Raw genomic sequence first — 12912 nt, forward strand, 5'->3', positions numbered from 1 at the left:
ACACGAGCGGTCACTCGCATTCTTGAAACGCGAGCGACAGTTCGCATTTGCGATTCTACGTCGCACTACGGGGAGAGGACACCTTTCGTCATGGCTGATGTCAACCACGACTCCGAGGTCGGGGGCTGGACGCGGGCCGTCACGGCCCGGCCCAGGCTGACGCTGCTGCTCGCCCTCCTCTTCACCGCGCTCGCGGTCGTCGCCGGGCGAGGCGTGGCCGACCGGCTGGCCAGCGGCGGCTGGGAAGCGCCCGACTCCGAGTCCTCGTACGCGACCGCGGCGCTCGCCGACCACTTCCCCGCCTCCCAGCCCAATCTGGTCCTGCTGGTCGACGCCAAGGGCGCGGGAGTCGACAGCCCCGCCGTGGCCGCGCAGGGGCAGGAGCTGGCCCGCAAGCTCGCCGCCGATCCGGCCGTCACCGGCGTCACCTCCTACTGGGGCACCCACGCGCCGGTGCTGCGCGCCAAGGACGACGGCTCGGCGATGATCACCGCCCGGCTCAAGGGCGACGACGACGCGGTGGCCACCGCCGTCAAACGGATCGCCCCCGCCTACCGCGGGGAGCACGGACCGGTCGACGTGAGCGTCGGCGGCTCGGCCGCCGTCCGGCACGAATTGCAGAGCACCATCCAGGACGACCTGGTCAAGGCCGAGATGATCGCCCTGCCCGTCACCCTGATACTGCTCGTCATGGTCTTCGGCAGCGCCATCGCCGCACTGCTGCCCCTGGGCGTCGGCATCATCGCGATCCTCGGCACCAACGCGGTGCTGCGCGCCATCACCTCGTTCACCGACGTCTCGGTCTTCGCGCAGAATCTCACCACCGCGCTCGGCCTCGGCCTCGCGATCGACTACGCCCTGTTCATCGTCCGCAGATTCCGCGAAGAGCTGGCGACCGGACTCACCCCGCGCGCGGCGGTCGGAGTGACCCTGCGCACCGCGGGCCGCACCGTCCTCTTCTCGGCCCTGACCGTCGCCGCATCGCTCGCCGCGATGCTCGTCTTCCCGCAGTACTTCCTGCGCTCCTTCGCCTACGCGGGGATCGCCGTGGTGCTGCTGGCCGCCGCCGCGGCGCTGATCGCGCTGCCCGCCTGCCTGGTCCTGCTCGGAGACCGGGTCAACGCGCTGGATCTGCGCAAGGCCCTGCGCCGCAGGCCCGCGAGCGACCCCGGCGCGGGATACGCCGCCTTCGCCCGGCTGGTGATGCGCCGGGCGCCGCTCTTCGCGATCGGCGCGGTCGCGGGCCTGCTGCTGCTCGGGCTGCCCTTCCTCCAGGTGCGCTTCGGCGCCGCGGACGACCGGCAGTTGCCCTCGGCGGCCGAGTCCCATGTGGTGCAGCAGCACATCCGCCAGGAGTTCCCCGGCAGTCCCGACGGCGCCATCACGGTGCTGGCCGAAGGCGCCGACCGGTCCCAACTGGCCGGATACGAGAAGCGGGTGGCCGCCCTGCCCGGCGTGGTCCGGGTCGAGGGGCCGGTCGTCGCCCGGGACTCAGGCGCCGCCTATATGACGGTGCTGTCCACGAGCGAGGCGGTGGACGCCGGCACCCAGCACCTGGTCGGCGCGATCCGCGCCGTGCCCACGGACTTCAAAGCCTCGGTGACCGGCCAGGCCGCCGTTCTGGTGGACACCAAGGACACCATCGGCCAACGGCTGCCATGGGCGGCCGGGATCATCGCCCTGGTCACCTTGCTGCTGGTCTTCCTGCTCACCGGCAGCGTGATCATCCCGCTCCAGGCGGTGCTGCTCAACGCGCTGAGTCTTACCGCGATGTTCGGCGCGGTGGTGTGGGTCTTCCAGGACGGTCATCTGTCCGGACTGCTGGGCTTCACGGCCACCGGCAGCATCGAGACGACCCTGCCGGTGCTGATGTTCTGCGTGGCCTTCGGACTCTCCATGGACTACGGGGTGTTCCTGCTCTCGCGGATCAAGGAGGAGTACGACCGGGGCGGCGACCACCAGGCGTCCATCGAGTTCGGGCTCAAGCGGACCGGCGGACTGATCACGGCGGCGGCGGTGATCCTGGCCGTGGTGATGGTCGCGATCGGCACCTCGCGGGTGGCCAACACCAAGATGCTGGGGCTCGGCATCGCGCTCGCGGTGCTCATGGACGCGATGGTGGTCCGCACCCTGCTGGTGCCCGCGGTGATGCGGCTGACCGGGCGGGCCACCTGGTGGGCGCCGCCGGTGCTGCGCCGCTTCCACGACCGGTTCGGCATATCGGAGGGCGGCGGCCAGGAGGCGCCGGAGGGCACGAAGGCCCCGCACTCCTCGCAGGAGCGGCGGGACCCCGAGCCGGCCACGCGGAACTGAGGCTCAGTCCGGATCCCGGCGGCCGCGGTTTCCCGGCCGCCGGGCACTCCAGGCCCTGACGGTATCGGCGTACCAGAAGGGCTTGCCGCCCTCGACGACATCGGGCGGCGGGAGATGCCCGTGCTTCCGGTAGGAGCGGACGGTGTCGACCTGTACGCGGATGTGCGCGGCGATCTCGGCGTACGACCACAGGGTCCGGTCGGTCATCCCAGGTACCTCCGTACGGCGGGGCTGCTGTTGATCAGCACCTTCGTCCGGCCAACGACAGGTGAGCGTCACCGCATGGGCTTGTTGATCTTCTGTGACACGGAACCCGCGTAACGGTGACAAATGTGGCGAACGGGTAACGACCGCGCACGTCGTCCGGACCGTGGCGGTGAAAGGGGGCACGATGGCGGGCTGAGACCGGAGGAAATCCGCGAGCGGGCAATCCGCCCACCCCTCGGCTCCGAATACCGGTCGGAGACTTGCGCGGGTGAGTCGGGACGGGATGGATCGCAGATGAGGGAAGCCGTACGGCTGGACGGCGTCGCAGGCGCCGGCCCCGACCTCCAGGAGCTGCTGGTCGCGGTCGCCCGCGGCGACGAGGCGGCGTTCGCCAGGGTCTACGACGCGGTGGCCGGGCCCGTGCTGGGGCTGGTGCGCTCGGTGCTGCGCGACCCCGCGCAGTCGGAGGAGGTCGCCCAGGAGGTGCTGGTCGAGGTCTGGCAGACCGCGACCCGCTTCCAGGCATCCCGCGGCAGCGCCATGACCTGGGTGATGACGCTGGCCCACCGTCGCGCGGTGGACCGGGTGCGTTCCGCGCAGGCGTCCTCCGACCGGGAACACAAGGCCGCGCTGCTTGAGCACACCCCCGCCTTCGACGAGGTCGCGGAACAGGTCGAGTCACGGCTGGAGCGCGAGCAGGTGCGACGCTGTATGCGGACGCTCACCGAATTGCAGCGCCAGTCGGTGACGCTCGCCTACTACCAGGGATTCACCTACCGGGAGGTCGCCGAGTTGCTCGCGGCTCCGCTGGGGACCGTCAAGACCCGACTGCGGGACGGACTCATCCGCCTGCGCGACTGCTTGGGAGTGAGCGCATGACGACCGCCGATCTGCATACCCTCACCGGTGCGTACGCGGTGCACGCGCTGCCCGACGGTGAGCGGGAGGAATTCGAACGGCACATCGCCGACTGCTCGGCCTGTGCGCAGGAGGTCCGTGAGCTGTCCGCGACGGCCACCCGGCTGGCGCTGGCCGCGTCGGTCGTGCCGCCGCCGCACATGCGTGAGCAGGTGTTGCGCCGGGTCGCCGCCGTGCGGCAGGAGCCGCCGGTCGTCACGCGGCAGGAGCGGCGCGGTCTCGCCGGATGGATGGCCGGGGCGCGGCGGCTGCCGCGTTACGCGCTGGCCGCGTGCATGGCGGGAGTGGTCGGGCTCGGCGGGGTGGCCGTCTGGCAGCACCAGGCCGCCGACGACGCGAGGCAGCGCGCGAATCAGGCCGAGCAGCGGGCGGGCGAGCTCTCCCAGGTGCTCTCGGCGCCCGACGCGGCGAGCACCACACGGAAGCTCAGCACCGGCACGACCGCGACCGTGGTGGTCTCCCGGAGCCTGGGCAAGGCCGCTTTCCTGGCCGCCGGTATGCCGACGCCGGCGGCCGGGAAGACGTACGAGCTGTGGTTCGACGACGGCGGGAAGATGCGGCCGGCGGGTCTGATGGACCCGTCAGCCACCGACCAGGCCGTGGTGCTGGACGGGCGGATCGACAACGCCTCCGGGGTGGGCGTGACGGTCGAACCGGCCGGCGGCTCGCAGCAGCCGACGAGTGCCCCGCTGGCGCTGGTGACGTTCCCGGCGGCGGCCCGTGCCTGAGACGTCGCGGACCGGGTCGTCCATCGCGCTGTTCACCGCGGACCTGCGGTTGCACGACAACCCCGTGCTGGCCGCGGCGGTGGCGGCGGCCGGGAGCGTGGTCCCGCTGTTCGTGGTGGACGAGGGCATCGCGCGGGCCGGATTCGCGGTGCCGAACAGGGCGGCGTTCCTCGCCGACTGCCTGGCCGACCTGGACGCGGGCCTGCGGGCGCGCGGCGGGCGGCTGGTCGTGCGGCGCGGCGACGTCGTCGAGGAGATCGTCCGGGCCGCCGGCGACAGCGGGGCGCGGCAGGTGCACATCGCGGCCGGGGTGAGCGGTTACGCCCTGCGCCGCGAGGACCGGCTGCGCAAGGCCCTGGCGGAGGCGGGCTGCGAGGTGGTGGTGCACGAGGCCGTGGTCACCGCGGCCCCGCCCGGTGCCGTCACGCCCGTGGGCCGCGACCACTTCGCCGTGTTCACACCGTACTTCCGGCGCTGGGGCGCCGAGCCCCAGCGCCGCGTGCTGGACGCGCCGCGCAAGGTCACCGTGCCCGAGGACGTGAAGTCCGCCGCGCTGCCCTCCGCCGCCGAGCTGACCGGGCCGGGCGGCGGGCAGCCGTCGCCGGGCCTGCCGCCCGGCGGGGAGACGGCGGGTCGCAAGCTGGCGGGCAGTTGGTGGCGTTCGGGCCTGGAGGGTTACGCGGACCAGCACGACGACCTGGCGGGTGACGCGACCTCCCGGCTCTCGCCGTATCTGCACTTCGGGTGCGTGTCCGCGACCGAGCTCGTGCACCGGGCGCGGTCGGTGAGCGGCCGGGGCGCGGAGGCGTTCATCCGGCAGCTCGCCTGGCGCGACTTCCACCATCAGGTGCTCGCCGCGCGGCCGGACGCGGCGCACCGCGACTACCGTTCCCGGCACGACCGTTGGCGCACCGCGCCCGAGGAGGTCACCGCCTGGCGCGAGGGCCGCACCGGCTACCCCATCGTGGACGCCGCGATGCGCCAACTGCTGCACGAGGGCTGGATGCACAACAGGGGCAGGCTGCTCGTGGCGAGTTTCCTGACCAAGACGCTGTACGTGGACTGGCGGATCGGCGCCCGGCACTTCCTGGACCTGCTGGTCGACGGCGACATCCCCAACAACCAGCTCAACTGGCAGTGGTCGGCGGGCACCGGCACCGACACCCGGCCCAACCGGGTGCTCAACCCGCTGCTCCAGGCGGCCCGTTTCGACCCGGACGGCGACTATGTGCGGCGCTGGGTTCCGGAACTGGCCGAGCTGGAGGGGGCGGCGGTGCACCAGCCGTGGAAGCTGTCGGGCCCGGAACGGGAGCGGTTCGACTACCCGGACCCGATCGTGGCCCTGAGCGAGGGGCACGCCCGCTTCTCGCGGGCCCGCGGCCTGGACGACTGACCGCGAACCCGCGAACCGACCGAGCCACCGAGCCCACCGAAACCGCCGAACCGAGCGGAGCCGACCCACTCACCACGACCGGTGCCCCCAGCGGCCCGGCTGCCGCCGACTACGCCCGCCCGTCAACACCGCCCTTTCGCGGCGGCCACGGGAAGAAACCACTCGTCCGGGCGACGTATTCGGCGTAGCCGGGCCGCTGCGCCATGTGCCGTTCCAGCAGCGGCTTCCCGCTGCCCCGCAGCAGCAGGAAGCTGATGGTCAGCGGGCCGAGCACGGCCAGTACGGCGGCGCCCGCCGCCGACGACCAGCGGGCGCCGTCGCACGCCAGCACGTACAGCCCCCACCAGACGCAGAAGTCGCCGAAGTAGTTGGGGTGCCGGGTCCAGCCCCACAGGCCGCGGTCCATCACCTGACCGCGGTGCGCGGGATCGGCCTTGAAGCGGGCGAGCTGGTGGTCGCCGACCGCCTCGAAGACCAGCCCGACCAGGCACAGCGCCGCGCCGACCGCCGCCGCCGGGCCGACGGACCCCGGCAGATAGCAGGCGACCTGCACCGGCAGCGACACCACGCACACCAGCAGACCCTGGAGGAGGTAGACGATCCGGAAGGCGTACCCGTTGCGGCGGTCGGCCGGGACCTTGGACAGCATCTTCTCGTAGCGCGGATCCTCGCCGTGGCCACGGCCGCGCCAGGCGATGTGCCCGGCCAGCCGCAGCCCCCACACCACGGTCAGGACCAGGACCAGCAGCCGCCGCCCGTCGTCACCGTGCCCCGAGGACAACCCGTACGACACGACGGCGACCGCCGCGAAGGCGGCGCCCCACGCCACGTCGACCACCCGGTGCATGCCCTTGGCCACCGCGACCGCGAAGGTCACCAGCATCACGGCGAGCGCCGCGCCCGCCGCCGCCGCGAGATTCACGCAGAATGCGCCCCACGGAAAGCCGTTCACCGGCCTGCCGCCGAGTCTTCCGCGTGCACGGCACCAGTCGGCCCCGATGCCCCGGTGGCCCCCACCGCCCCCTCCAGCACGAACTGCCGCACATCCAGGTACCCGGACCGGAAACCGGCCTCCGAGTAGGCCAGGTAGAACGTCCACAGCCGCCGGAAGACCGCGTCGAAGCCGAGCGCCGCCACCTCGTCCGCGCACCGCGCGAACCGCTCGCGCCACAGCCGCAGCGTCTCCGCGTAGTGCGGTCCGAACGCCTCGGCGCTGACGATCCGCAGCCCGGTGGCCTCGCCGCTCACCTCGGAGATGGCCTCGGCGGAGGGGATCATGCCGCCGGGGAAGACGTACTTGTGGATCCAGGTGAAGGTGGGAAGGCTCACCAGCATCCGGTCGTGCGGCATGGTGATCGCCTGGAGCGCGATCCGGCCGCCGGGCGCGAGCCGCCGCTCCAGGGTGCGGAAATACTCCGGCCAGAACTCGTGGCCGACCGCCTCGATCATCTCGACGCTGACCACCGCGTCGTACTCGCCCTCGACCTCGCGGTAGTCGCGCAGCAGCACCTCGACACGGTCCTGGAGCCCGGCGGCGCGGACCCGTTCCAGCGCCAGTTCACGCTGCTCGCGCGAGAGCGTCACGCTCACCACACGGGCGCCGCGCGATGCCGCGCGCACCGCCAGCTCGCCCCAGCCGGTGCCGATCTCCAGCAGCCGGGTGCCGGGACCGACCCCGGCCGCGTCCAGCAGCAGGTCGATCTTGCGGTGCTGGGCGGCGGGCAGCAGGTGCTCGTCGGCAGGGAAGCCGCGGAAGACCGCGGAGGAGTACGTCATCGTCTCGTCGAGGAAGAGCGAGAAGAGGTCGTTGGACAGGTCGTAGTGCCGGTGGATGTTGTCGCGCGCGCCCTCGCGGGTGTTGCGCTGCGCCTCCGGCCGCCGCCTGGCCCACGCACCGCGCAGCCGTTGCAGGGACGGCGGTACGAGGGTGGCGACGTTGTCGGCGAAGACCGTGAGCACACCGGTCAGGTCGTCCGCGTCCCACTCCCCGGCCATGTACGACTCGCCGAAGCCGATCAGGCCCTCGGCGCCGATCCGGCGGAAGAAGGACCGCGGGTCGTGCACCCGCATCAGCGGGCCGCCGAGCCCCAGCGTGCGGGCGCCCTCGCCCGCGTCGTCGCCGTCCGGGCCCGCCAGCCGCACCCGCAGCGGCAGCCGCTCCAGCGCCCTGCGGACGAGGAAGGCCGCGACGGCCGCGCGCGCGGCCGAACAGCGGGGCGCCGCCGCGACGTCCGGCCAGCGCTCGGCGTCGACCGCCGCGCGCACCCTGGACGTCGACACGGGCGAGACGGCGGCCCCGGCAGTCACCGGGGCGGCCGGAGTGGATGACACGGTCACCGCATTCCCTCCTGAACGTGATGGCTTGGCCGCGGCCGTACGGGCAGGCCGCGCAGATACAGCAGAACACCGTGGAATCTGATCCCCGCGGAGACGAGGAGCGTCGACCACGGATGGCGTACAGCGGCCCGGAGCAGTCCGGCCGTGGTGGCCGGGCGGCGGTCGCCGCTCACGGTCGCGGTGAAGGGGCGTTTTCCGTCCAGTTCCAGATGGACCGTCACGGAAAGGCGGTTTCCCGGCTCCGGCACTCGCATGCGGTAGTCGCCCTCCACCGGGAAGAACGGGGAGACGTACAGCTCCTTGGCGGTCGAGGCACGGCCCTCGGCGTCCGGCGCCAGCAGATAGCAGTGCCGCTCGCCATAGGTGTTGTGGACCTCCGCGACCACATGGCGGGGCGTGCCGTCACGCGCGTGGCACCAGTACAGGGTCAGCGGGTTGAAGACATGGCCGAGGACACGGGCGTGCGTGAGCATCAGCACGCGGCCGTCCGCGGGGGCCGCCCCCTGCGCGGCGAGGAACCGGTCGAGCCCCGCCCTGACCGTGGGCGCCGTACCGCCGAAGTGGTCCCGCGCCCGGAAACCGGCCAGCGGGCGCAGCGGCAGCGGCAGTCGGGGCATGTGGTCCACGTCGACCAGCCACATATAGGTGCGCATACGGAAGGAGTGCCGCACGGGGCGGTTACGGGCATGGGCGATCCGACAGTCGTACAGCGAAGGCGCCACCGCCTGCGGCTTCGCTTCCACTTTCGCCGGGTCGTGCGCCGTCCCGTCATGCACCGGAGCCGTCATGACCACTCCACCCCCAGCGCGCGCGCCGCCGCCACCCCGGAGGCGCAGCCGTCCTCGTGGAAACCCCAGCCGTGGTAGGCGCCCGCGTAGGCGACCACCGGCCCGTTCAGTTCGGGCAACCGTCGCTGCGCGGCCACCGACTCCGGCGTGTACTGCGGGTGTTCGTACGCCATCCGGTCCCGTACGGCGGAGGGGTCGACCCGGTCGGCGCCGTTGAGCGTCACCACATACGTGTCGGCGCCGTCCAGCCGCTGGAGCCGGTTCATGTCGTAGCTGACCAGGACGGCGTCGGCGTCCGAGGCGCAGGACGGCATCAGGTAGTTCCACGACGCGCGGGCGCCGGACGCGCGCGGCAGCACGCCGGTGTCGGTGTGCAGCAGCGCGGGATTGACGGTGTACGGGATCGCGCCCAGCACCTCGCGCTCGGCCGCGGTGGGCTCGGCGAGCAGGCTCAGCGCCTGGTGCGGGTGGACGGCGACGACCACCGCGTCGTAGCGCTCGGTGGTGCCGTCCTCGACGGTGACCTCGGCCCCGCCGGGGACGCGGCGCAGCGCGGTCACCCGGCTGGAGGTGTGCACGGCGGACACCTCCTTGCCCACCCGCTCGACGTACGTACGGGAGCCGCCGGTGATCGTGCGCCAGGTGGGGGAGTTTCCGACGCTGAGCAGGCCGTGGTGGTCGAGGAAGCGGAAGAGGTAGCGGGCCGGGAAGTCCAGCGCGGTCGCGGGGGAGCAGGACCAGACCGCGGAGACCAGCGGGGTCATGAAGTGCTGGACGAAGTAGGGGGAGTAGCGGCCGTCGGCGAGGAATTCCCGCAGCGTGCGGTCGGTGGCGGCAGCGCGAGCACCCGTGTCCGTATCCGAGCCCGTATCTGTGGAAGAACCCGAGCCCGCACCCGTATCCGCGGAAGAACCCGAACCCGCTTCGCCGCTCTCCGCGAGCAGCCGCCGCGCCCCGCGGTGGAAGGCCGTGACCTCGGTCAGCATCCGCAGATAGCGGCCCCGCAGCGCGTTGCGCGGCTGCGCGAAGAGCCCGCGCGGCCCGCGGGCCCCGGCGTACTCCAGGCCGCAGCCCTCGCACCGCACCGACATGCTCATCTCGGACTCCTGCGTGGCGACGTCCAGCTCGCGCAGCAGCCGCAGCAGATGCGGATAGGTGCGGGCGTTGTGCACGATGAAGCCGGTGTCGACGCTCAGGGACCGGCCGTCGGGGTCGGCCACGTCGTGGGTGTCCGCGTGCCCGCCGAGCCGGTCGTCCGCCTCGTACAGGGACACGTCACTCGCGCGGTGCAGCACATGGGCGGCGGTAAGGCCCGCCACTCCGCTGCCTATCACCGCGATCCGACGTCGTTCGGCCGTCATGCGATCCCCTCGGTCAGTGCTCGATGTCCGGTGACACCCCGTGGTGCCCGGTGGCGCCCCGTGCCCGGTCGGTGTCCGGCGCGGCCGGAACGGCGACCGGCACCGGTGCGCCCTCACTGATCATTCGTGGCCGCCGCCGCCGCGGATTGGTGCGGGAGCGGAACGTTCCGGCGGTGATCTTCACGGTCCCCACCTGCGGCGGAACCCGTCGGTCCGGGGGACGCGGAATCCCGTACCAATCCGCCGGGCGAGTGGCCACGAATGCGGGATGTGACCGACCAGGAGACCATCAGCCCCGGCAGTGCGCTGGAGCCTCATCAGCCACATGGCCCGAGCGCCGCCGGCTGGCTGCTGAGGGTCGTACTCGGCGCGCTGAGCGGCCTGTTGGCCGCTGCCGCGTCGCTCGGTTTCGCCGAACTCGTCGCCGTGGCCGCCCGTCCCGAGGCCAGTCCGGTGACGGCGGTCGGCGGCGCGGTCATCGACCGCACACCGGTGTCCCTGAAGGACTACGCGGTACGGAACTTCGGCACCAACGACAAACTGGTGCTGCAACTGGGCATCGTCGCGATCCTGGCCCTCTTCGCCTTCGTGCTCGGCGTGTTCGCGCTGCGCTTCCGGCGCACGGGCTGCGCGGGCGTGCTGGCCTTCGGCGTCATCGGGGCGGTCGCCGCCTGGAGCCGACCCGACTACCACCGGCTGGACGCGCTGCCGTCGATCGTCGGCGCGCTGCTCGGAGCGGCGGCGCTGTGGCTGCTGACGCGGCGGCTCACGCTCCGCGCCGCACCGGCCGCGCGCGTGCCGGAACAGGCCGCCGCGCCGGAGACACCGACCGCTCCGTCCGCCGTGGAGCGCGCCGCGGAGGACGACGACGACACCGTCGAGACCCCTCTGCCACGGACGGAAACGCCCGCCCCGGAGGCCGGGCCCACCTCCCGCCCCGCGTTCGACCGCCGTGGCTTCGTGCTGGCCGCTGCCGCCACGGCTGCCGCGTCCGCGGGTGCGGGAGCCCTGGGCCGTACCCTCAACAACCGTCGCGGCGCCGTCGCGGTGGCCTCACGGAAGGCCATCGCGCTGCCCGCCCCCGCCTCCCGCGCCGCGGCCGTCCCGCGCGGGGCGGACCTGGGAATCCCCGGCCTGAGCGCGTTCACCACGCCGAACGCGAAGTTCTACCGCGTCGACACCGCCCTGGTCGTGCCGAAGATCGACGCCACCACCTGGCGGCTGCGCATCCACGGCATGGGCGTGGGCAAGGAGTTGACGCTCTCCTACGACGACCTGCTGCGCCGTGACCTGATCGAGCGGGACATCACGCTGACCTGCGTGTCCAACCAGGTCGGCGGACTGTACGTCGGCAACGCCCGCTGGATCGGCGTCCGGCTGGCCGATCTGCTGCGCGAGGCGGGGGTACGTCCCCCGTCGCGCGGTGGCACGGCGGACCAGTTGGTGGCGCACTCGGTGGACGGCATGGCCATCGGCTCGCCGGTGGAGACCGTGCTCGACGGCCGTGACGCGATGCTCGCGCTCGGCATGAACGGCGAGCCGCTGCCCTTCGCCCACGGCTTCCCCGTCCGCATGCTGGTGCCCGGCCTGTACGGCTATGTGTCGGCCTGCAAGTGGCTTCGCGAACTCGAACTGACCACCTTCGACTCCTACGACGCCTACTGGGTCAAACGCAGCTGGTCGCGCGAGGCGCCGATCAAGACCGAGTCGCGGATCGACACCCCGAAGCCGTTCGCCAGTCCCAAGGCGGGCCGGGTGCCGGTGGCCGGGGTGGCGTGGGCGCAGCACCGGGGCATCGACCGGGTGCAGGTACGGGTCGACGGCGGCCGGTGGCAGACCGCCCGGCTCGCGGACGAGGACAGCACCGACACCTGGCGGCAGTGGCTGTGGGAGTGGGACGCCACGCCCGGCAGTCACACGCTGGAGGTCCGCGCGACGGACCGTGACGGCTACACGCAGACCGACCACCGCGTCGGCACCGTCCCGAACGGCGCGACCGGCTGGCACTCGGTGGTGGTCAGCGTCGACTGACCCGTCGGCGCGCCGACCATCCGACGACCTGTTCGCCTTCGAGCGGCCCGCCGCCCCCCCCGGGCCATCCGCCCCCCGGACCATCCGCCTCCCCAACTCCCCGCCACAGACGACTTTTCCGCACGCACATGTCGCATAGACCGCACATATAGAGGAGAAAAACCATGTTCAACCTCCGCGCCCGCCGCATCGCCGTCGCCGTGACGGCCGCCGCCGTCCTGCCGCTGGCCCTCAGCGCCTGTTCGAGCGACGACAACAAGAAGGACGACTCGGCGGCGGCGAGCCCGTCCACCTCGGCGAGCGATCCGGCGATGGCGCCCACCAGCGACGCGCCGAGTGACGCCTCGACGAAGGACGCGCCCTTCGGCCCCGGCTGCGCCACCGTGCCCAAGAACGGCGCGGGCAGCTTCGACGGCATGTCCAAGGACCCGGTGGCGACCGCCGCCTCGCACAACCCGGCGCTGTCGACGCTGGTCGCCGCCGTCCAGAAGGCCGGTCTCGTCGACACCCTGAACAACGCCCAGAACATCACCGTCTTCGCGCCGACCAACGACGCCTTCGCGAAGATCCCGAAGGCCGACCTCGACAAGGTCCTCGCCGACAAGGCGATGCTCACCAAGATCCTCACCTACCACGTGGTCGGCGAGCCGGTGAAGGCGCCCGAGGGCCTGTCCAAGGGCACCTACACCACGCTGGAGAAGGGCACCCTGACGACCTCGGGCTCCGGCGAGGCGTACAAGGTCAACGACACGGCGAACGTGGTCTGCGGCAACGTCACCACCGCCAACGCCACCGTGCAGATCATCGACACGGTGCTGATGCCCAAGTAGCCGTTG

General features: G+C 72.5%; 12 protein-coding genes. 6 read left to right on the forward strand and 6 right to left on the reverse strand.

What is annotated here, in order from left to right; genetic code table 11:
• The first annotated feature begins 90 nt into the window (after positions 1-90).
• On the forward strand, positions 91-2313 hold the full coding sequence (locus tag ACZ4EF_RS15650) for an MMPL family transporter (RefSeq protein WP_467504881.1): 2223 nt from the start codon (positions 91-93) through the stop codon (positions 2311-2313).
• 3 nt (positions 2314-2316) lie between these two features.
• On the opposite strand, the gene ACZ4EF_RS15655 is transcribed toward ACZ4EF_RS15650, so the two are convergent.
• Positions 2317-2520 (reverse strand): helix-turn-helix transcriptional regulator, encoded by a 204-nt coding sequence (locus ACZ4EF_RS15655; protein ID WP_188280324.1) that lies wholly within the window; start codon positions 2518-2520, stop codon positions 2317-2319.
• A gap of 294 nt (positions 2521-2814) precedes the next feature.
• Here ACZ4EF_RS15655 and ACZ4EF_RS15660 point away from each other — a divergent pair, with 294 nt between their 5' ends.
• From ACZ4EF_RS15660 to ACZ4EF_RS15670, 3 genes are read left to right on the forward strand one after another with little or no spacing between them, the layout of a single operon-like run.
• On the forward strand, positions 2815-3399 hold the full coding sequence (locus ACZ4EF_RS15660; protein WP_188280325.1) for a sigma-70 family RNA polymerase sigma factor: 585 nt from the start codon (positions 2815-2817) through the stop codon (positions 3397-3399).
• Positions 3396-4166 (forward strand): anti-sigma factor, encoded by a 771-nt coding sequence (locus tag ACZ4EF_RS15665; protein WP_401853550.1) that lies wholly within the window; start codon positions 3396-3398, stop codon positions 4164-4166. The genes ACZ4EF_RS15660 and ACZ4EF_RS15665 overlap by 4 nt, the downstream gene beginning before the upstream one ends.
• The gene (locus ACZ4EF_RS15670) at positions 4159-5559 is read left to right on the forward strand and encodes a cryptochrome/photolyase family protein (protein WP_467504883.1); all 1401 of its coding nucleotides are present in this window, start codon (positions 4159-4161) and stop codon (positions 5557-5559) included. Before ACZ4EF_RS15665 ends, ACZ4EF_RS15670 begins: the two co-directional genes overlap by 8 nt.
• A 109-nt stretch (positions 5560-5668) precedes the next feature.
• Here ACZ4EF_RS15670 and ACZ4EF_RS15675 read toward each other — a convergent pair whose 3' ends face one another.
• The 5 genes from ACZ4EF_RS15675 to ACZ4EF_RS15695 all read right to left on the reverse strand — a co-directional run bounded on the left by ACZ4EF_RS15675 (position 5669) and on the right by ACZ4EF_RS15695 (position 10229).
• The gene (locus ACZ4EF_RS15675) at positions 5669-6511 is read right to left on the reverse strand and encodes a DUF1295 domain-containing protein (protein ID WP_467504885.1); all 843 of its coding nucleotides are present in this window, start codon (positions 6509-6511) and stop codon (positions 5669-5671) included.
• Entirely contained in the window at positions 6508-7839 is a 1332-nt protein-coding gene (locus ACZ4EF_RS15680) for a class I SAM-dependent methyltransferase (protein ID WP_401853662.1), read from the reverse strand. The genes ACZ4EF_RS15675 and ACZ4EF_RS15680 overlap by 4 nt, the downstream gene beginning before the upstream one ends.
• 53 nt (positions 7840-7892) lie before the next feature.
• A complete protein-coding gene (locus ACZ4EF_RS15685) occupies positions 7893-8618 on the reverse strand; it encodes a DUF1365 domain-containing protein (protein WP_355337236.1) in 726 nt (241 codons plus the stop codon).
• A gap of 62 nt (positions 8619-8680) precedes the next feature.
• On the reverse strand, positions 8681-10045 hold the full coding sequence (locus ACZ4EF_RS15690) for an NAD(P)/FAD-dependent oxidoreductase (RefSeq protein WP_467504887.1): 1365 nt from the start codon (positions 10043-10045) through the stop codon (positions 8681-8683).
• Between the two features lie 13 nt (positions 10046-10058).
• Positions 10059-10229 carry a hypothetical protein gene (locus ACZ4EF_RS15695; protein WP_355337051.1) on the reverse strand — a complete coding sequence of 57 codons (171 nt, stop codon included), beginning with the start codon at positions 10227-10229 and terminating at the stop codon, positions 10059-10061.
• 167 nt (positions 10230-10396) lie between these two features.
• Between ACZ4EF_RS15695 and ACZ4EF_RS15700 the strand changes: the two genes are divergently transcribed.
• Together ACZ4EF_RS15700 and ACZ4EF_RS15705 are read left to right on the forward strand one after the other, a co-directional pair.
• A complete protein-coding gene (locus ACZ4EF_RS15700) occupies positions 10397-12076 on the forward strand; it encodes a sulfite oxidase (protein ID WP_467504968.1) in 1680 nt (559 codons plus the stop codon).
• Between the two features lie 164 nt (positions 12077-12240).
• On the forward strand, positions 12241-12906 hold the full coding sequence (locus tag ACZ4EF_RS15705; RefSeq protein WP_391046862.1) for a fasciclin domain-containing protein: 666 nt from the start codon (positions 12241-12243) through the stop codon (positions 12904-12906).
• The last annotated feature ends 6 nt before the right edge of the window (positions 12907-12912 follow it).

This window comes from Streptomyces sp. NPDC025721, assembly GCF_055558595.1.